The sequence below is a fragment of the Streptomyces sp. NPDC058619 genome, assembly GCF_042717785.1.
Lineage (GTDB): Bacteria > Actinomycetota > Actinomycetes > Streptomycetales > Streptomycetaceae > Streptomyces.
On record NZ_JBHXQN010000045.1, the window covers coordinates 22,656 to 42,275 of the forward strand.

Sequence of the window (19,620 nt, forward strand, 5' to 3'; positions counted from 1 at the left end):
GGGGCGGCGGAAGCGGGCGCGGAGTACCCGGCGGGGGTTCCCGCGCGGGCCTACTTGGTGATCCTCGGGGCGCCGGACGCGCTCTGCGGCGGTATCGGGGCGGTGGCCAGCGACTGCGGCGACGTCGGGTTCGCCAGCGCCGAGGGCGCGGCGACCCCGGCCGACGGGTCCGCCGGGGCGTCCTCCTCGTCCCCGTCCGGCAGCCCGCCCACGATGCGGATGCCCGCCGCGTCGAAGGCCTCCTTGATGCGCCAGCGCAGCTCCCGCTCCACCGCGAACTGCTGGCCCGGCATCGTCTTGGCCGACACCTTCACGGTCATCGACGCGAGCAGCACCTCGTCCAGACCCAGCACCTCCACCGGGCCCCACAGGCGCTCGTCCCACGGCGACTCCTTCGCCATGCCGTCGGCGACCTCCTGGACCACCTCGCGGATCCGCGGCAGGTGCTCCGTCGGCTTGACCTGGACGTCGACCGTCGCGGTCGCCCAGCCCTGGCTGAGGTTGCCGATCCGCTTGATCTCGCCGTTGCGCACGTACCAGATCTCGCCGTTGTCCCCGCGGAGCTTGGTCACGCGCAGTCCGACCTCGATGACCTCGCCGGAGGCCACCCCCGCGTCGATCTTGTCCCCGACGCCGTACTGGTCCTCCAGGATCATGAACACGCCGGAGAGGAAGTCCGTCACCAGGTTCCGGGCGCCGAAGCCGATCGCGACACCGGCCACACCGGCACTCGCCAGCAGCGGCCCCAGGTTGATGTCGAGCGCCCCGAGCACCATCAGCCCGGCCGTGCCGAGGATCAGGAACGAGGCCACCGAGCGCAGCACCGAGCCGATCGCCTCGGAACGCTGGCGGCGCCGCTCGGCGTTGACCAGCAGCCCGCCCAGTGCCATGCCCTCCATGGCCTCGGCGCCGCGGTTCATCCGCGTTATCAGCTTGGTGAGCGACTTGCGGACCACCGACCGCAGGGCCCCCGCGATCACGATGATCAGCAGGATTTTCAGGCCCAGGTACAGCCAGTCGGCCCAGTTCTCCTCGATGAAGCTCGCGGCCTCGGTGACGCTCTCGTGCGTCTCCTTGAGCGTCGTGGACGCGTCCGGGGTGTCGGCTGCGAGCGGCAGCAGGGCGGCGGGCCAGGGCACGGCGGGAACCTCCAGGTATCGCGGCCTGCCCGCCGGGGGTGCCCCCGACGGAGTCGGGCGGCGGGTGTGCGGGCAGACCAACCACACTAACGGGGCATGACCCGCCGCCCCGTCCGGTGTTCGAGGGAGAGACCAGACTCACCCGGGGACGGGCCGGGGGTGTGGTTGAAAACACCCCGGACCCGTTACGGGCGCGTGGTGGCGCTTCGACCAGCCATAAGGAGAGACTGGAGGGCAGATCGTCCCGGCGCGAAGCCACGCGCCGCCGGCGTACAAGGAGGCAGTCCGTGCCGCACGTCCTGGTCCTCAACGCGTCGTACGAGCCGCTCGGCGTCGTACCGCTCCGCCGCGCGCTCGTCCTCGTCCTGGAGAACAAAGCGGTCTCCCTGGAAGAATCAGGCGCCTTTCTGCACAGCGCGACGCGAGCCGTCCCCGCTCCCAGCGTGGTCCGGCTCAAGCGCTTCGTCCGGGTGCCCTACCGCGGCCCCGTCCCGCTCACCCGGCGCGCCCTGTTCGCCCGCGACGGCGGGCGCTGCATGTACTGCGGGGCCGTCGCCACCAGCGTCGACCACGTCATCCCGCGCAGCCGGGGCGGCCAGCACGCCTGGGACAACGTCGTCGCCGCGTGCCGCCGCTGCAACCACGTCAAGGCCGACCGGCACCTGCTGGAACTCGGCTGGCGGCTGCGCCACCAGCCCGCCCCGCCCTCCGGCCTGGCCTGGCGGATCATCGGCACCGGCCACCGGGACCCCCGGTGGATGCCGTACCTCCAGCCGTACGGGGCCGAGGACGCGCTGGAGCGCATCGGCATCGGGGTCGCGGCGTCGTAGCCGCTCCCCGGGTGCGCAGGACCGTGCCGCTCAGGGCTGGACCGCGTAGGCCTCCGCCGACCAGAGGCTGCACCCGAACCGCGTCGCCCGGGTGTCGCACGTGACGCGCAGGAAGCGGGTGTCCGGCGCGTCCACGCGCAGGGACTCCGCCCCGCCGCGCGAGGCCGCCACGGTCGCGGCCGGCCGCCAGGTGACGCCGTCCGCGGAGGTCTCGACGCGGTAGGACGCGGGGTGGGCCTCCTGCCAGTGCAGCTCCACCCGGCCCACCCGGGCCGGGGCCGCCAGCTCCGCCCGCCACCACGCGCCGTCGGCCGCCGGCGAGGACCAGCGGGTGGCGGGGGAGCCGTCCACGGCCGCCGCGGCCGGGAAGTCCGGGGTCTCGTCGGCCGAGGAGACCGCCCGCGCACCACGCAGCAGGTCCGGTCCGCCGGTGCGGACCACGGCCCGTACGGTCAGGGTGCGGGTCTCCCCGCCGAAGGTCACCGGGACCTGGTGGCTGCCGGGCGGGGTCCCGGGCGCCACGACGACCTCCAGCGGGATCGACACCCGGCCGCCGCGCGGCGCCACCGCGCCCTGCGGGAGGCGCACCCCGATGCCCGCCGGGGGCCGCGCCGCGAGCGCGCCCCGGACCTCGCCGGGTCCCAGGGCGGACAGCTCCGCCGTGACCCGCCGCGGGGCGCCGCCGATCTCCGCGTCCACCACCGCCCCGCCGCCGAGCTCGAAGCGGGCCTGCGGGCCGTCCCCGAACCAGGGGACCACCCGGTGCACCGCCGGGGCCGGACCCGCCCAGGACAGGCGTACGGCGTCGGCCCGCAGGCCCGCCGTGTCCACCTGGGTCCAGCCCGAGGCCGCCGCCTCGCCGACCTTGCGCCAGCCCTCGCCCGGTACGTGGGCCTCCACCGCCGCGCCCCGCAGGCCCGCCGGGAGCGGGTCCGTCATCACCGTCACGGCCGCGACCGGGCGCGCCCCGTCCAGCCGCACCGTCCAGGTGTCCGCGTCCTTCGTCACGGTGCCCGTCGGGCGGGCCGCGCCCGTCCAGGCGTCCGCCTCGGCCGCCGCCCGCGCCAGGAACGGGTCCAGTACGGCCCCGTCCACCCGGGCCGGGCCCGGCCGCTCCAGGGCCGCGCGGGCGTCCGCCAGGGCCCGGGAGGCCTGCCAGGCGGCGGCCCCGTCGCCGCGGGCCTGCGCCTGCAGGACGTCCACCGCCAGCTCGCCGGCCGTTCCGTAGCGCGCCAGCCGGTCCAGCCAGGGTCCCGCCTCGCCCGCCAGGGACGGGAGCCTGGCAGGGGCCTCGCGCAGCACCGTGAAGGCCCTGCGCAGCTCCGCCCCTGCCGCCGGGTCGCCCGCGGCGCGGGCCGTCCAGAACTGCTCGGCCAGCGGCCTGAGGTACGCCGACTCCTCCTGCCCCAGGCCCGAGGACGCGGTGTTCCCGGCCAGCGCGGCCACCGCCTCGCGGCTGCGCGGATCGGAACCGGCCAGCTCGCGCACCGCGGCCGCCCAGGACTCCGCGGCCCGGTAGCCGCGCGGGTTCCACGCGAAGTCCGCCGCCGTGAAGAGCGGGATGCGGGACAGGGCGCCCTGCGGCATGGCGTTGGCCAGTAGCGCGGCCGACCCGCCCGCCACCACCGGCTCGCGGCCCGTGTAGGGGCCGAGGAAGACCCGGGCCGGATCCCAGTCGTTCACCGGGTAGTTGTCCATGGTGACCAGCGGGTGGCCGAGCGCCGAGCGGGCCCCGGCCAGGTCCCGGCCCGTGATCGTGCGGGGCACCACGCCCACGCCCGTCCAGGCCACCTCCACCCGCCGGTCGAGCGTGCCCGCCAGGGCCGTGCGGTAGGCGCTGGCCCCCGCCTGGTAGTACTCGGTGGGCAGCAGCGACAGCGGCGCCGACCCCGGGTGCCGCGCCGCCAGGTGCTCCGCCAGGCCGTTCGCGACCTCCGCGTGTGCCTTCGCGGCCGCCGCGGGGCCCTTCCCGTACCGCTCGCGGTCCGCAGCGCAGCCCCATTCGGTGTAGCTGACGTCCTGGAACTGCACCTGGAACGCCCGGAATCCCAGCTCCCACATCGCGTCCGCCTTGCGCGCGAGCGCCGCCCGGTCGGCCGCCGACGACAGGCACATCGACTGGCCGGGGGTGACCGCCCAGCCCAGTACGACGTGCTGGGCGCGGGCCCGTTCGGCCAGCGCGCGGAACTCCTCCCGCTGCTCGCGCGGGTACTCCTCGCGCCAGTCCGTCGTGCGGTAGGCGTCGTCGCCCGGGGCGATCAGCAGCCGGTTCTGCTTGGTGCGGCCCATGAACTCCACCTGGGCGACCCGTTGTTCCCACGTCCACGGCTGCCCGAAGAAGCCCTCGGTGATCCCGCGCACGGGAGCCGCCGGCCAGTCCCGGACCCGGACCCCCGGCACCGTCCGCCCGCCGGCGTCCAGCAACTGCCGCAGCGTCTGCGCCGCGTGGAACAGCCCGCCGGCGCCCACGCCGGCCAGCGCGACCGTGCCCCGGCCGCCGGACCGCCCCACGGCCAGCCGGTAGCCGCCGTCCGGCAGGTCGCCGGCCCCGGCCGCGCCCAGCTCCCGCAGTGCCTCCTCGGCCCCCCGGCCCTGGAGCCGTACGACGGTGCCGTGCCCGGGCAGCGGAGCCCCCGGGGCGCGTTCGTGCAGGGTCCGCACGCCCGCCCGGCGCAGGGCGTCCCGCACGACCTGGACGGCGTACGGGTCCGCGTCGGCCGGGGCCACCAGCACGGCCTCCGCGCCCAACGGCACCGCGCGCGCCGGATCGGCGGTCATGGACTGCGGTCGCGGCCACACGGCGGGCCCCTCGGCGGCCGCGCGCACGGCCTCCGCGCCGGGGTCGGCGGCGGGCGAGGCGCTGGCGGGCGCGGCGGCGGTGGCGGGCGCGGCGGCGGCGCCCCGGCCCGCTGCGGGGGCCGGTTCGCGGGCCGGCCCCTCCGGCGCGCCCGCCACCGCCAGGGCCGCTGGCGGCGCGGCCGCGCCGGCGCCGCCCAGCAGCGTCCCGATCACGGCCACCGCGGCGGCGGTCGCCCGCTTCCTGCCCCTGAGCTGCACAGAACCTCCCCGTCCCGAGACGTCCCCCATTCGGACGAACGCGCCCGAGCCCACCACCCGTGCGGGCGGAGTGTCAATGCACGGGGGTGGTCTGACCGGGATACGCCACGAATGCGACGCCTTCGAATGGGTATGGCTGCGGTGTTCCCCGGCGATGCCCCCACCTTTGCGGCGCCTTCTGCACCACCCTTCTGACCCGCCCTCACGCACGAAGGAGTGCCCGTAGATGGACGACCTGTCCCGGCTCGCGGACCTGCACGGCATCGCCACCACCTACCAGCCCGCCGCGGACACCACCGTCGCGGTCCCGCCGGCCACAGTGGTCGCGGTGCTCGGACTGATCGGGGTGCGCACCGACACCCCCGACGAGGTCCGGGCCGAGCTGGAGCGGGCCGAAGGGCTGCGCGCGGCGCGGCTGTTGCCGCCGGTCCTGGTCGGCTGGGCGGGTGAGGAGCCGCCGGCCGCGCTGGCCGCCCTGCCGCCGGGCACCCGCATCAGGCTGGACGCGGACGCGGAGGGTTCGGCGGACACCGCCGGGGCGAGAGGCGGGGCGAGCGGCGGGGAAGGCGGCGGGGAAGGCGGCGGGGCTAGGGGCGGGGAGGGCGTCGCGCCCGTCGTCTGGGAGACCGGGCCCGGCGGAGCGCTGCCCGGCGGGCTGCCGCTGGGCGTCCACCGCATCACCGCCACCCTGCCGGACGGCCGCACCGCCGGAGCCACCCTGATCCTGGCTCCCGCTCGGGCACCGGCACCGCCCGAGCGGACCCACGGGCTCCTCGTCCAGCTCTACTCGCTGCTCTCCGAACGGTCCTGGGGCATGGGCGACCTCGGCGACCTCGCCGCGCTGGCCCGCTGGGCCGCCGAGGTGCACGGCGCCGGCTTCATCCAGGTCAACCCGCTGCACGCGGGCGTCCCGGGCACGCCGACCGACCCCTCCCCGTACCGCCCGTCGTCGCGCCGCTTCCCGGACCCGGTCCACCTGCGGATCGAGGACGTCCCCGAGTACGCGGACTGCCCCGACCGCGGGGCCCTCGACGAACTCGCCGCCCGGGGCGGGGAGCTGCGCCGCCAGGTGCTGGAGAAGGGCGCGCTGATCGACCGGGACGCGGTCTGGGCGCTCAAACGCCGGGCCCTGGAGCTGTTGTACGCCGTCCCGCGCACCCCGGAACGCGCCGCCGCCTACGGCCGGTTCCGCACCGAGCAGGGGCCCGCGCTGGACCGGCACGCCGCCTGGTGCGCCTCCGCGGCCGGGGAAGAGCCCCGTGAACGCGGGGACTTCCACCGCTGGCTCGTGTGGCTGACGGACACCCAGCTCGCCGCCGCCCAGCGGGCCGCCCGCGAGGCCGGCATGTCCGTCGGCATCGTGCACGACCTCGCGGTGGGGGTGCACCCCGACGGCTCGGACGCGCTCACGGAGCCCTTCCACGCCCGGCACGTCTCGGTGGGCGCCCCGCCGGACGCCTTCAACGCGCGCGGCCAGGACTGGGGGCTGCCGCCGTGGCGCCCGGACCGGCTGGCCGAAGCCGGGTTCGCGCCGCTGCGGCAGCTGCTGCGCGGGGTCTTCCGCTACGCGGGCGCCCTGCGCATCGACCACGTGATGGGGCTGTTCCGGCTGTGGTGGATCCCGGAGGGCACCCCGGCCGCGGACGGCACGTACGTCGCGTACGACGGCGAGGCCATGCTCGCCGTCCTGGTCCTGGAGGCCCACCGGGCCGGGGCGCTGGTCATCGGCGAGGACCTCGGGACGGTGGAGCCGTGGGTCCGCCAGGCGCTGGCCCGGCGCGGGGTGCTGGGCACCTCGGTGCTCTGGTTCGAACGGGACTGGGCGGGCGCGGGCGAACCGCTGGCCCCCGGGGCCTGGCGGGCCGACTGCCTGGCCACCGCCACCACGCACGACCTGCCGCCCTCCGCCGCCAAGCTGGCCGGGGCCCACGTGGAACTGCGCGACCGGCTGGGCCTGCTCACCCGCCCGGTCGCGCTGGAGCTTGCCGAGGACGCCGCCGACACCGCCGAGTGGCTGGAGCTGCTGGACGGCCTCGGCCTGGAGACCAAGGACGAGGAGGCCGCCGTACAGGCCCTGTACGCCTTCCTGCTGCGCACCCCGGCCCGGATGGTCGGGGTCTGGCTGCCGGACGCGGTGGGGGACCGGCGGCCGCAGAACCTGCCGGGGACCTGGGACCAGTACCCCAATTGGCGGCTGCCGCTCGCCGACGCCGCCGGGCGGCCGCTGACCCTGGAGGACCTGGCCGCCTCGCCCCGGGCGAACGCCCTGCTGAGCGCGGTGCGGGAGGGCGGCGCACCCCGTACGGCACCCCCGGGCGCGCGGGCCGTTTAGGTGTTCGCTACGTTTGCACCGTGGACAAGAAGAACGCTCTGCGCGCCGGCGCCGTCACGGCCGGAACGACGCTGATGATGCTGCTGATGACGTCTCCCGCCCTCGCGCTGACCCGCGACGACGGCGACGACCCGGCCCCGGGCCTGAGCATTGCCCAGACGCTGGGCCTGTTCGTGGCCACGCCGATCATCCTGTTCCTGGTGATCGCGGGCCTCGTGATGGTCGGCGACAAGTCGCGCAAGCCGCAGAACCAGAGCTGAACCCAGGCCGCCCCCGCGGGGGCGGCGCACAGAAGACCTCCGGGGCGCCGGGGGTCCGCGGAGCCGGTGCGTCAAGCCGCCGGTGCGGACCCCCGGCGCCCCGTCGTGCTCACGCGACCCCGGCCAGCAGCTTGCGGAGCAGGCCCGTGAGCAGCTCGACCTCCTCGGGTTCCAGCCCGGTCAGGGCGGCGCTCTGCACCTCCAGCCCGGCGGACACGGCCTCGTCGACGAGGGCGAGACCGCGGTCGGTGATCGTCACCTGGAGGCCGCGGCGGTCGTGCGGATCGGGCTTGCGGCAGAGCAGCCCGGCCTTCTCCAGCTTGTCCAGGCGCCCGGTCATGCCGCCCGTGGTGAGCATCAGCGTGGCCGACAGCTGGCGGGGCGAGAGCGTGTACGGGCTCCCGGACCGGCGCAGGGTGGCTACGACGTCGAACTCACCGCGGGAGATGCCGTAGCGGTTGTAGGTCCGCTCCGTCGAGTCGCCCATCGCCTTGGCGATGCGGTAGATGCGGCCGAAGACGGCCATGGGGGCGGTGTCCAGGTCGGGGCGTACCGCGTACCACTGGGCGGCGATCGCGTCGACGGCGTCCTTGTTGGCGTCGGTCATGGGTGCAGTATCCGACGTTCCCTCACTCGTTCGCAAGAAAGTTGCTTGACGGAAAGTAACTTAGAGGTAAGCTACTTTCAATCGACCTACTCGGGGGGCTCGGCGGTCTCCCCCGTCACGGCGCGTGCCGACCGCCACCTGCCCGCCGAGGCCGTCCACGCCGAACCGCCGGCCCCCGCGGCCGCCTGAACCGCCCCGCGCACCGCAGTCCCCGCCTTCCTCACCTGCCCGAGGAGTCACCCCCGTGAAGCGTTTCGCCACTGTCGCCCTGACCGCCCTCGCCCCCGTCTCCTGGGGCTCCACGTACGCCGTCGCCACCGAGCTGCTGCCGCCCGACCGGCCCCTGTTCACCGGGGTGATGCGGGCCCTGCCCGCCGGGCTGCTGCTCACGGCGCTGGCCCGCACCCTGCCCACGGGCGCGTGGTGGTGGAAGTCCGCCGTGCTCGGCACGCTCAACATCGGCGCCTTCTTCCCGCTGCTGTTCCTCTCCGCGTACCGGCTCCCCGGCGGGGTCGCGGCCGTGCTCGGCGCCGCCGGACCGCTGTTCGTCGTCGGGCTCGCGGCCCTCCTGCTGGGGGAGCGGGCCGGCGTGCGCACCGTGCTCGCCGCCGTCGTGGGCGCCTTCGGCGTGAGCATGGTGGTGCTCACCGCCGAAGCCGGGCTCGACCTGGTCGGCGTGATCGCCGGGGTGGTCTCCTCCGCCTCCATGGGCGCGGGCACCGTCATGACCAAGCGCTGGGGCCGCCCCGAGGGCGTCGGCCCGCTGGCGGTGACCGGCTGGCAGCTCACCGCCGGCGGACTGGTCATCATCCCCGTCGCCGCCCTCGTGGAAGGGGCCCCGCCCGCCCTCGACGGCGACGCCCTCCTCGGCTACGGCTACATGATGCTGATCAACACCGGCATCGCGTACTGGCTCTGGTTCCGCGGCATCGGGCAGCTCTCCGCCACCTCGGTCACCCTGCTGGGCCCGCTCTCCCCGCTCACCGCCGCCGTGATCGGCTGGGCGGCCCTCGGGCAGGCGCTGTCGCCCGTACAGCTCGTGGGCATGGCGATCGCCTTCGGCGCCACCGTCGCCGGGCAGCTCGCCGTCGCGCGCACCGCCCGACCGTTCAGTTCAGCTGAAAAGACTGATCAAAACATTTCGATAGACCTGACCGATGGGCCGGTGCGACGGTAGTCCCCACGACCTACGACACCGAACCCCGAGGGGGAGACCCGCAGTGGCCGTCACGGACCGCGCCCGCACCGTCCCGAACGCAGAGCAGCAGTCCCACGGCACGGAGAGGACGGGCGCCACCGCCGGACTCGGCGTCGGCGTGCTCCTGGCCCTGCTCGCGACGGTCGTCTGGTCCGGCAGCTTCGTCGCCACCCGGGGGATGGCCGAGACCGTCCCGCCCGTCCAGGCCGTCTTCTGGCGCTGGATCATCGCGCTGATCGCCGTCGCCCCCTTCGCCGCCCGGCAGGCCTGGCGGCAACGGGCCGTGATCCGGCAGCACTTCGGCTACGTCGCCCTCGCCACCCTCTTCGGCGTCACCCTCTACAACACCCTCGTGCACCAGGCCGGGCTGACCACCTCCGCCTCCAACATGGGCATGATCATGGCGGCCTCGCCCGTCGTCATGGCCTGCTACGCCCGCCTCGGCGGCGACCGGCTCGGCCCCCGGCGCACCGTCGGGATGCTGGTGGCCGCCCTCGGGGTGCTGCTGCTGGTCGGGGACGGCTCCCTCGGCTTCGACTTCGGCGCCGGCGACCTGTGGATGTTCGGCGCCGCCCTGTCCTTCGCCACGTACAGCGCCCTTCTCAAGCGCAAGCCCGCCGAACTCGGCGGACCCGCCTTCCTGATCACCACCTTCGCGCTGGGCGCGCTGATGCTGGCCCCCGCCTACGCCGTCTCGCTCACCGTCCAGGGGGGCTTCGCGCTCACCCCCGGATCGGTCGGGCCCCTGCTGTACGTCGGGGTGTTCTCCTCGGCCGTCGCCTTCTTCGCCTGGAACCGGGCGGTCGCGGTCATCGGCGCCGCCCGCGCGGGAATCGTGTACTACCTCCAGCCCGTGTGCGTGGCGGGGCTCGGCCTGCTGCTGCTGGGCGAGCGGACCGGCCCGGCGCAACTGCTGTGCATGGCGCTGATCCTCGGTGGTGTGGGACTGGGGAGCGCCGCGGGTGCCCGGCGGTAGGTTCGGTCCCATGACCGAGTGGGACATCAAGAAGCTGCGGATCCTGCGGACCCTGGCCGAACGGGGGACCGTGACCGCGACGGCCGAGGCGCTGCACATGACGCCCTCGGCCGTTTCGCAGCAGCTGACGAACCTCGCCCGGCAGTTGGGGGTGCCCCTGCTGGAGGCCCAGGGCCGACGGGTCCGGCTCACCGACGCGGCGCACCTCGTACTGCGGCACACGGAGGCGGTGTTCGCCCAGCTGGAGCGGGCCGAGGCGGAGCTGTCGGGGTACCTCGCCGGGGACGCGGGCGAGGTGCGGATCGGCGCCTTCTCCACCGCCGTGCCGGCGCTGGTGGTCCCGGCCGTGGCGGCGCTGCGGCGCACGCACCCCGGGATCGAGGTCCGGGTACGGGAGGCGGAGGCCGCCGAGTCCTACGCGCTGCTGTCCGCCGGAGCGGTGGACCTGGCCCTGTCGCTGGCGGCCCACGCGCCGACCGCGCGCGACGGCCGCTTCACCCGGCTGACCCTCCTGGAGGACCCGCTGGACGTGGCGCTCCCGCCGGACCACCCGCTGGCGGACGCGGCCGACCTGCGGCTGGCGGACCTGTCGGGCGACCCGTGGATCTACGGCGGCAGCGGCCCCTGGTCGGAGATCACCCGCAACGCGTGCGAGGCGGCCGGCTTCGTCCCGGAGCAGGCGCACTCCGCGTCCGGCTGGACGGCGATCCTGGCGATGGTCGGCGCCGGCATGGGGGTGGCCCTGGTCCCCCGGACGGTGTCGGGCCGCGCGTCGGGGCCCGTGGTGCGGGTGCTCTCGCACGAGCGGCCGGCCCGGCACGTGATCGCCGCCGTCCGGCGGGGCTCCGAAGCGGCCCCCGCCGTCGCCCGCGTCCTCGACGCCCTGCGACGGGCCGCCGCCGGCCGGCCGTAGCCGGGGCCGGGGCGTGGTGCCGCTGCGCGGAGCCCCCGTGCGCTGCCCGGGCCGGGGGTGGAGCCGCCGCAGCCGCGCCGCCGCAGACGTGCCGCGGACGAGGGGCCGCGGCGCCGGCGGGCAGGGGGTCCCGGCCCGCCGGCGCCGGGCGTCACACCTGGGCGGCAGCGGCGGCGGCGTCGGCCGCCTGGGCCCTCAGGGCCCGCTCGACACCCGCGCGCGACTCCGACACCAGGCGGCGCAGGGCCGCGTTCGGCTCGGCGGCGGCCAGCCAGGCGTCCGTCGCGTCCAGGGTCTCCTGCGTGACCTGGAGGGACGGGTACAGCCCCACCGCGACCTGCTGCGCGATCTCGTGGCTGCGGGTGTCCCAGACCTCCTTGACCGCCGCGAAGAACTTCTCCGCGTACGGGGCCAGCAGCTCGCGCTGATCGGTCTGGACGAAGCCGCCGATCACCGCCTCCTGCACCGCGTTCGGCAGGTCGCCGGACTCCACCACCGAGGCCCACGCCGCGGCCTTGGCCTCCGCCGTCGGGCGCGCGGCCCGGGCGGTCGCCGCGTGGCGCTCGCCGGCCGCCGTCGCGTCCCGCTCCAGCTCCGCCGCGATCGCGGGCTCGTCCGCGACACCGGTGGCCACCAGGCGCTCCAGGAAGGCCCACCGCAGCTCGGTGTCGACGGCCAGGCCCTCGATCTCCGCCGCGCCGTCCAGCAGGGCCGACAGGTACGTCAGCTGCCCCTCGGTCCGGGCCGTGGCCGCGAAGGCCCTGGCCCACGCCAGCTGGTGGTCGCTGCCCGGCTCGGCCGCCCGCAGGTGCTCCAGGGTGGCCTCGGTCCAGGTCGCCAGGCCCTCCGCGCGCCACGCCGGGTCGGCGTACAGGTCGACGGCCAGCTTCACCTGCCGGTGCAGGGACTGGACGACGCCGATGTCCGACTCCTTGCCGATGCCCGAGAGGACCAGGGCGAGGTAGTCGCGGGTGGCGAGCTCGCCGTCGCGCGTCATGTCCCAGGCCGAGGCCCAGCACAGCGCGCGCGGCAGCGACTCGGTGAAGTCGCCGAGGTGGGCGGTGACGTTGGCGAGGGAGACCTCGTCCAGGCGGACCTTGGCGTACGACAGGTCGTCGTCGTTGAGGAGCACGACCGTCGGGCGGGCGCGGCCCACCAGCTCCGGCACCGCCGTCAGCGGACCGTCGATGTCCAGCTCGATCCGGTCGGTGCGCACGAGGCGGCCGTCCTGGAGCTCGTACAGGCCGACCGCGATCCGGTGCGGACGCAGGACCGGCTCGCCCTTCGCGCCCGCGGGCAGCGCCGGGGCCTCCTGGCGCACGGCGAACGCGGTGATGACGCCCTGCCCGTCCGTCTCCACCTCGGGGCGCAGGACGTTGATGCCGGCCGTCTCCAGCCACGCCTTCGACCAGGCGGTCAGGTCGCGGCCCGAGGTCTCCTCCAGGAAGCCCAGCAGGTCGGACAGGCGCGTGTTGCCGAACGCGTGCGCCTTGAAGTAGCCCTGCACGCCCTTGAAGAAGGCGTCCATGCCGACGTAGGCCACGAGCTGCTTGAGCACCGAGGCGCCCTTGGCGTACGTGATGCCGTCGAAGTTGACGAGGACGTCGTCCAGGTCGCGGATGTCGGCCATGATCGGGTGCGTCGACGGCAGCTGGTCCTGCCGGTACGCCCAGGTCTTCATCGAGTTGGCGAACGTGGTCCACGCGTGCGGCCACTTCGAGCCCTCGGCGTAGGCCTGGCAGGCGATGGAGGTGTACGTGGCGAACGACTCGTTCAGCCAGAGGTCGTTCCACCACTCCATGGTGACGAGGTCGCCGAACCACATGTGGGCGAGTTCGTGCAGGATCGTCTCGGCGCGCACCTCGTACGCCGCGTCCGTCACCTTCGAGCGGAAGACGTACTGGTCGCGGATGGTGACCGCGCCCGCGTTCTCCATGGCGCCCGCGTTGAACTCCGGGACGAAGAGCTGGTCGTACTTGGCGAACGGGTAGTCGTAGGCGAACTTCTCCTGGAACCAGTCGAAGCCCTGCCGGGTCACGTCGAAGATCGCGTCCGCGTCGAGGAACTCGGCGAGCGAGGGCCGGCAGTAGATGCCGAGCGGTACGGACTGGCCGTCCTTGCCCTCGTACGAGCTGTGCACCGCGTGGTACGGGCCCACGATCAGCGCGGTGATGTACGAGGAGATCCGCGGGGTCGGCTCGAAGGCCCACACCCGGTCCTTCGGCTCGGCCCCCTGAGAGGTGTCCCGTGGGGAGTTCGAGATGACCGTCCAGCCCTCGGGGGCCGTCACGGTGAACCGGAACGTCGCCTTCAGGTCGGGCTGCTCGAAGCTGGCGAAGACCCGTCGCGCGTCCGGCACCTCGAACTGGGTGTACAGGTAGGCCTGCTGGTCGACCGGGTCGACGAAGCGGTGCAGGCCCTCACCGGTGTTGGTGTACGCGCAGTCCGCGACGACGCGCAGCTCGTTGGTCCCGGCCGCCAGGTGCGGCAGGGCGATCCGCGAGTCCCGGAAGACGGCGGCGACGTCGAGCGAGTGGCCGTTGAGGACGGCCTCGTGGACGGCCGGGGCGACCAGGTCGATGAAGGTCTCGGCGCCGGCCTCGGCGGCGTCGAAGCGCACCGTGGTCACGGACCGGAAGGTGCCGCCCTCCTGCGCACCGCCGAGATCGAGCTCGATCTCGTAGGAGTCGACGGTGAGCAGCTGGGCCCGCCGCTGGGCTTCTTCACGGGTGAGGTTCGTGCCTGGCACGCGTTCATCTCCTTCGATGGTGACGTCCCGGCCATCCTTCCACGGGAGCCCCGCCCGGGGCTCCCGAGTAATCCACGGGCGAACGCGACGTCCGATATCCGCCAGCTTCGGCCGGTCCTGGCCGGGAGGATCGGCCCCATGACCCCGCCGAACCGCCCCGCCGTGCTCCCCATCGCCCCGTCCGTCCTGACGCAACTGCGCCGCGGCGACGACGCCGGCCGCCCCTGCCTGCCGTACCAGGACCCCGAGGGCGGCGCCCCGCTCCGCTGCTGCCTGCGGCGCAGCCGCGCCGGCGAGCGCATCGCCCTGGTCGCGTACGCGCCGCTGCGCCGCTGGGCGGCGCGGTCCGGTGCGGACCCGGGGGCGTACGACGAGCAGGGGCCCGTGTTCGTGCACGCCGACGCGTGCGCGGGCCCCGGGGAGGGCGGCGTCCTGCCGTTCGGGACGCCGGGCGCGCTGCGGGTCGCCCGGCGCTACGACGCGGCCGGCCGGATCGTCGGCGGCCGGGTACTGGCCCTCGGGGAGGAGCCCGACGGGGTCGTGGCGCGGGCGCTGGCCGAGGCGTTCGCCGACCCGGAGGTCGCCCTCGTGCACGTCCGGGCGGCGGAGTACGGCTGCTTCCTCTACGAGGTGCGCCGCGAGGTCCGCCACGAGCCCCGCCGGCCGTGAGACGGGGGAGGGGGCGGGCACCGTCCGGCGCCCGCCCCCTCCCCCGCCCCGTCCGGCGCGGGATCAGCCGCGCAGCTCCTCGGCGACCAGCTCGGCGATCTGCACCGCGTTCAGGGCCGCCCCCTTGCGGAGGTTGTCGTTCGAGAGGAACAGGGCGAGGCCGTTCTCCGCCGTCTCGTCCAGCCGGATGCGGCCCACGTACGAGGCGTCCTTGCCGGCCGCCTGGAGCGGGGTCGGAATCTCCGAGAGCTCGACGCCCGGGGCGTCCTTCAGCAGCTCGTAGGCGCGCTCGACGCCGAGCGGGCGCTCGAAGCGGACGTTGACCTGGAGCGAGTGGCCGGAGAAGACCGGAACGCGCACGCAGGTGCCGGAGACCTTGAGATCCGGGATCTCCAGGATCTTGCGGGACTCGTTGCGGAGCTTCTGCTCCTCGTCGGTCTCGAAGGAGCCGTCGTCCACGATCGAGCCCGCGAGCGGGAGCACGTTGAAGGCGATGGGCCGCTTGTACACGCCCGGCTCGGGGAAGGCCACGGCCTCGCCGTCGTGTACCAGCGCGGTGGCCTCGCCCGCCACGGCCTTGACCTGGCCGTCGAGCTCGGCGACGCCGGCCACGCCCGAGCCGGACACGGCCTGGTAGGTGGTGGCGATCAGCGCGGTCAGTCCGGCCTCGTCGTGCAGCGGGCGCAGCACCGGCATTGCGGCCATGGTGGTGCAGTTCGGGTTCGCGATGATGCCCTTGGGGCGGTTCTTGATCGCGTGCGGGTTGACCTCGGAGACGACGAGCGGGACCTCGGGGTCCTTGCGCCAGGCCGAGGAGTTGTCGATCACGACGGCGCCCTGCGAGGCGACCTTCTCGGCGAGGGCCCTGGAGGTGGCGCCGCCGGCGGAGAACAGCACGATGTCCAGGCCGGAGTAGTCGGCCGTGGACGCGTCCTCGATGGTGATCTCCCGGCCTTCCCACTCCAGGACGGAGCCCGCGGAGCGGGCCGACGCGAACAGCCGCAGCTCGTCCACCGGGAACTTCCGCTCGGCGAGGATGCCGCGCATGACTCCGCCGACCTGTCCGGTGGCTCCGACGATTCCGACCCTCACGGTGACTCCTCTGGTACGTACGACGCGGGCGCGCGTGGAGCCATCATGCGTTCGACCCCACGAGCCTTGTCCAATCCATTGTCCGAGGAACGGACGGTGTCCGGAATGTGAACCCGTGCGACGTCTCCGTGGCGGCCCTGTCGCGCGCCCTGCGATCATCCGTTTTGCCTGGTCGGAGCGGAAACACGAGGGGGCGGCGCTCATCGGAGCGCCGCCCCCTCGGCCTGTCAGGTGCCTACCGGGTTACGGGAGGACCTTCTCGATCTGCACGCTGCCGGTGCCGGCGGCGGTGCCCCCGGCGTTGAGCAGCTGGACCTGGCCGAAGAACTGACGGCCCTCGGGGGCCGCGCTGCTGACCAGGACGTTCGCCGAGACCTGCGCGGTGGCGCCGGTGGCGAGGTTCACCGCGGCGGCCTCGTCGACCTGGACGGAGCCCAGAGCGGCCGAGAAGAACACGTCGCGGTAGTCGTACGTGGTGGAGCCGGACGGGATCGCGTAGCCCAGCACCTCGATGGTGTAGGTGCCCGCGGCCGGGTTGACCAGGCTCACGGCCTCCTCGGAGTCGCCGTCGGCGGAGGAGCCGACCTTGACGCCGTCCTTGTACACGTCCAGGTCGAGGTCGGCGCCCGTGTCGGACGTCTTGCCGATCGCGATGTCGAGGCGGGACACGCCCGCGCCGATCGTGACCTCGGTGGTCTGCGTCTCACCGGTGGCGATGGTCGGCTTGGCGACCTTCGCGGAACCGAGCGGGCCGCCCTTGAGCTTGCCGCCTGTGATGGCCGCGGCCTCGTTCTTGACGGTCCACTGGACCGGCGCCGGGCTACCCAGCTTGACCTCGGGCAGGACCTTGACCGCGGGGTCGAAGGCCGCGCCGAGCACGGAGACGTCCAGCTTGTACGGGTTGTCCAGCAGCGGCGACGTACGGCGCGACTCGACCTCGATCTCCCAGACGCCCGGCTGCGGGTCGGCGTAGGAACGCAGGTCGGGGCGGCAGGTGTTCGCCGGGTTGTCGTAGTTCGGGTAGCACTGGGTGGTCGCGCTGTCCTCGACGCCCAGACCGTACGGGTGGATCGAGATGAAGCGGGTCTGGCTGCCCGGCTGCAGACCGCCGAGGGCGACCTCGAGGGTCTTGGCGCCCGGTGGGACGGTGACGAAGTACGACTTGTGGCTGTTGCGCTGCACCGAGGAGGTGTCCGACAGCTGGAACGACGGCTTCGCCAGCGGGGTCGAGGCGACGACCGTCGTCAGGATCTGCTTGTCGATGCCCTCGGTCGTCGCGTCGTCCAGCTGCAGGATGCCGCTGTGCACGCCGGCCGACGTGGCCTTGGCCTCGACCTTGATGGTGACGGGCTTGTTCAGCGGCAGCGTGACGTAGTCGTAGCCGCCGATGACCTTGAAGGTCCCGTCGTTGTTGCGCCAGCTCAGGTCGTGCCGGGTGCCGTACTTGACGCCCGTGGTGCGGGTGACGACGACGTTGTAGACCTTCTTCTGGCCGACCTTCAGGCCGCCCTCGCGGTCGTAGACGCCGGTGCCGAAGCCCGGGGTCTTCAGGAACTGGTCGATCGCGGTGTCGACCGGCGCCTTGACGGTGAACTCGTTGGCCTTCGCGTCGCGCTGGATGGACTCCCACGCGCCGACGACGTCGATCAGACCCGCGCCCTGGGCGTGCGCCGGGACGTCGGCGATCTTCTTCGCCGTGCTGGTGAGCGCGATGCGCAGACCCGCGGGCTTCAGCGCGATGTTCGCCTGCTTGGCGGCCGAGATCAGCAGTGCGCCTGCGCCCGCCGCCTGCGGCGACGACATCGAGGTGCCCTGGAGCATCGCGTAGCCGGGCGGCAGCGCGTAGCCGGCCTCCTTCACCGGCGAACCCGGAATCCAGGTCTGCGCGGTGTTGATGGAGGCGCCGGGGGCGGTGATGGTCGGCGTGAAGCCGCCGTCCTCACGCGGGCCGCGCGAGGAGAAGTTGAACATGTTGTACTTCTTGGCCACGCCCGAGCCGTAGTTGGCGGCCCACGTCTCCTTGGAGACGGCCGCGCCCACGGAGAGGACCTTGTCCGCCAGGGCGGGGTCACCGATCGTGTTGACGCCGGGGCCCTCGTTGCCCGCCGAGATGACGAGCTGGACGCCGTACTTGTCGATCAGGTTGGAGTAGAGCTCCGAGCGGGCGTTGTTGCCGTCGTTGAGCGCCGGCAGGCCACCGATGGACATGTTGACGATGTCCACGCCGCGGTTGACGACGAGGTCGATCATGCCCTCGGTCAGCGCGATGTTGGTGCAGCCGCCCGACCAGGTGCAGGCGCGCGAGGAGACGAGCTTGGCGCCGGGGGCGGCGCCGTTCATCTTGCCGCCGAAGAGGCTGTTGGCGGCGGTGATGCCGGCGACGTGCGTGCCGTGCGTGCCCTCGATGATGCCGATGTTGACGAAGTCGGCCTTCTTGCCGACCCAGTCCCCGCCCAGCGGGTCCATCGGGACGTCCTTGCGGATCTCGATCACGAACGGGATGCGCTCGACGACGGGGGTCGCCGGGTTGTCCGTCCCGAAGTAGCCGATCTGGTAGCCGTCCTTGTACGGCTTCATCGGCTCGTTGTTCGTGAAGTCGAGGTCCTGGTCGGTGTCCACGCGCACGGTGCCGGTCGCCGGGTCGTACAGCATGCCGAACCGGTCGGTGGTGTCGCCGTCGCGGTTGACGTCACCGGCCATGTCGCCGTTCGCGGTGATCGACTCGGTGAAGCGGCTCCACTGGAACGCGCCCGCGGGCGCCTTCCAGGTCGAACCGCCCGCGGCGAACGAGGCGCCGGCGACCGGGGTGATCTGCGCCCGCCAGGTGCCGTCGTTGTCGGTGATCGGGTCGGTCGCCGTGACCCAGTCGACGATCTTGCGCTCGCCGGTCGTGGTCGTCTGCAGCGCGGGGTGGCCGAGGTCGACACCCGAGTCCATGATGCCGATGGTCACGCCGCGGCCGTCGGCCTGGGGGTTCTTCGTGACGAAGTCCACCGCGCCGGTCTCGAAGGACGGGTTGTACGGGTTCTTCGCCGGGGTGTTGGCGTCCGGCGCGGGGTAGGCCTCGGCCGCGGTCTTCTTGGCCGCGGCGCCCTCGCGGTCCGCGTCCGGGCGCGGGTCCGGCAGCTGGATCTCGTGGCGCAGGTCGATGCCGTGCACCGAGTTCAGCTTGACGGCCGCCTTGAGGGCGGCGTCCGCCTTCCCGGTGGGCAGCGTGGCGCGCACGTAGCCGAGGTCGTCGTACGTACGGCCCACCGAGGCACCCTCGACGGCGCCGAGCTGCTGGGCGACCTGCTTCGTCTCGCCGGGGGCGGTCGCGACCATGACGGTGACGGTCTTGTCACCCTTGGACTTGGCCTCCTGCAGCAGCTCGGCATCGGCGGAGCCGAGCTTCTGGTCCGCGGACTTCACCGGCGGTGTGGCGCGCGGCCCGTCGACGGTTCCCGCCGCGAAGGCGGGCATGGCTCCGGTCGCGCAGAGCGCGGCCACGAGGCCCGCGGCGGCGGCTATTCGGGCCGCTCGTCTGGGCCCGGATATGGAGCTGGGGGATTCGAGGGTCATCAGCATCCCTGGTAGGTGAAAGATACGGTCCGGATTTCGGTGCCGGATGACCGGTCAGCCTTGCGCAAGTGACCGCTCTTTGGGGAGGGATGTCATTGACCGAGACCTGACATGGCGGACTCCCGCCACGGTGCGGTATGCGCCAGTGAGCCCGTACCGGGGCGTACCAGGGTGAAACGACGGCGGTGGAGAGTGGATTTGTAGACTTCACGACCGCACCTCGGTGCCCGGGCGCGG

13 protein-coding genes are annotated in these 19,620 nt (G+C 74.0%); 7 read left to right on the forward strand and 6 right to left on the reverse strand.

The genetic code is table 11. The annotated features are described in order from the left end of the window. Positions 1 to 50: 50 nt before the first annotated feature. Positions 51 to 1,139 (reverse strand): mechanosensitive ion channel family protein, encoded by a 1,089-nt coding sequence (locus ACFWTC_RS30010; RefSeq protein ID WP_383931885.1) that lies wholly within the window; start codon positions 1,137 to 1,139, stop codon positions 51 to 53. 287 nt (positions 1,140 to 1,426) lie between these two features. On the opposite strand from ACFWTC_RS30010, the gene ACFWTC_RS30015 reads away from it, so the two are divergent. Continuing rightward, the gene (locus ACFWTC_RS30015; RefSeq protein ID WP_383931883.1) at positions 1,427 to 1,969 is read left to right on the forward strand and encodes an HNH endonuclease; all 543 of its coding nucleotides are present in this window, start codon (positions 1,427 to 1,429) and stop codon (positions 1,967 to 1,969) included. 30 nt (positions 1,970 to 1,999) lie between these two features. Here ACFWTC_RS30015 and ACFWTC_RS30020 read toward each other — a convergent pair whose 3' ends face one another. After that, a complete protein-coding gene (locus ACFWTC_RS30020; protein ID WP_384028025.1) occupies positions 2,000 to 5,026 on the reverse strand; it encodes a beta-N-acetylglucosaminidase domain-containing protein in 3,027 nt (1,008 codons plus the stop codon). Positions 5,027 to 5,252: 226 nt separating this feature from the next. On the opposite strand from ACFWTC_RS30020, the gene ACFWTC_RS30025 reads away from it, so the two are divergent. Together ACFWTC_RS30025 and ACFWTC_RS30030 are read left to right on the forward strand one after the other, a co-directional pair. Beyond that, positions 5,253 to 7,358 carry a 4-alpha-glucanotransferase gene (locus tag ACFWTC_RS30025; protein ID WP_383930247.1) on the forward strand — a complete coding sequence of 702 codons (2,106 nt, stop codon included), beginning with the start codon at positions 5,253 to 5,255 and terminating at the stop codon, positions 7,356 to 7,358. A 20-nt stretch (positions 7,359 to 7,378) separates the two neighbouring features. Continuing rightward, complete coding sequence (locus tag ACFWTC_RS30030; protein WP_267718618.1) at positions 7,379 to 7,618, forward strand: hypothetical protein; 240 nt, start codon at positions 7,379 to 7,381, stop codon at positions 7,616 to 7,618. 109 nt (positions 7,619 to 7,727) lie between these two features. Here the strand turns inward: ACFWTC_RS30030 and ACFWTC_RS30035 are convergent, their stop codons facing one another. Then, the gene (locus ACFWTC_RS30035; RefSeq protein WP_383930250.1) at positions 7,728 to 8,225 is read right to left on the reverse strand and encodes a MarR family winged helix-turn-helix transcriptional regulator; all 498 of its coding nucleotides are present in this window, start codon (positions 8,223 to 8,225) and stop codon (positions 7,728 to 7,730) included. Positions 8,226 to 8,469: 244 nt separating this feature from the next. Here ACFWTC_RS30035 and ACFWTC_RS30040 point away from each other — a divergent pair, with 244 nt between their 5' ends. The 3 genes from ACFWTC_RS30040 to ACFWTC_RS30050 are packed head-to-tail and all read left to right on the forward strand — an operon-like array spanning position 8,470 to position 11,312. After that, entirely contained in the window at positions 8,470 to 9,402 is a 933-nt protein-coding gene (locus ACFWTC_RS30040; RefSeq protein ID WP_383930253.1) for an EamA family transporter, read from the forward strand. Between the two features lie 43 nt (positions 9,403 to 9,445). After that, positions 9,446 to 10,399 carry a DMT family transporter gene (locus tag ACFWTC_RS30045; RefSeq protein ID WP_383930256.1) on the forward strand — a complete coding sequence of 318 codons (954 nt, stop codon included), beginning with the start codon at positions 9,446 to 9,448 and terminating at the stop codon, positions 10,397 to 10,399. Positions 10,400 to 10,409: 10 nt separating this feature from the next. Then, a complete protein-coding gene (locus ACFWTC_RS30050; protein WP_384028024.1) occupies positions 10,410 to 11,312 on the forward strand; it encodes a LysR family transcriptional regulator in 903 nt (300 codons plus the stop codon). Positions 11,313 to 11,463: 151 nt separating this feature from the next. Here ACFWTC_RS30050 and pepN read toward each other — a convergent pair whose 3' ends face one another. After that, positions 11,464 to 14,061: an aminopeptidase N gene (gene pepN / locus ACFWTC_RS30055; protein WP_383930262.1), complete on the reverse strand. Its 2,598-nt coding sequence runs from the start codon at positions 14,059 to 14,061 to the stop codon at positions 11,464 to 11,466. Positions 14,062 to 14,199: 138 nt separating this feature from the next. Between pepN and ACFWTC_RS30060 the strand changes: the two genes are divergently transcribed. Further along, a complete protein-coding gene (locus ACFWTC_RS30060) occupies positions 14,200 to 14,730 on the forward strand; it encodes a DUF1203 domain-containing protein (protein ID WP_384028023.1) in 531 nt (176 codons plus the stop codon). A gap of 63 nt (positions 14,731 to 14,793) precedes the next feature. Here the strand turns inward: ACFWTC_RS30060 and ACFWTC_RS30065 are convergent, their stop codons facing one another. Together ACFWTC_RS30065 and ACFWTC_RS30070 are read right to left on the reverse strand one after the other, a co-directional pair. Continuing rightward, positions 14,794 to 15,822, reverse strand: a complete 1,029-nt coding sequence (locus ACFWTC_RS30065) for an aspartate-semialdehyde dehydrogenase (protein WP_383930265.1) — start codon at positions 15,820 to 15,822, stop codon at positions 14,794 to 14,796. Between the two features lie 243 nt (positions 15,823 to 16,065). Beyond that, entirely contained in the window at positions 16,066 to 19,383 is a 3,318-nt protein-coding gene (locus ACFWTC_RS30070; RefSeq protein WP_384028022.1) for a S8 family serine peptidase, read from the reverse strand. Positions 19,384 to 19,620 lie beyond the last annotated feature (237 nt).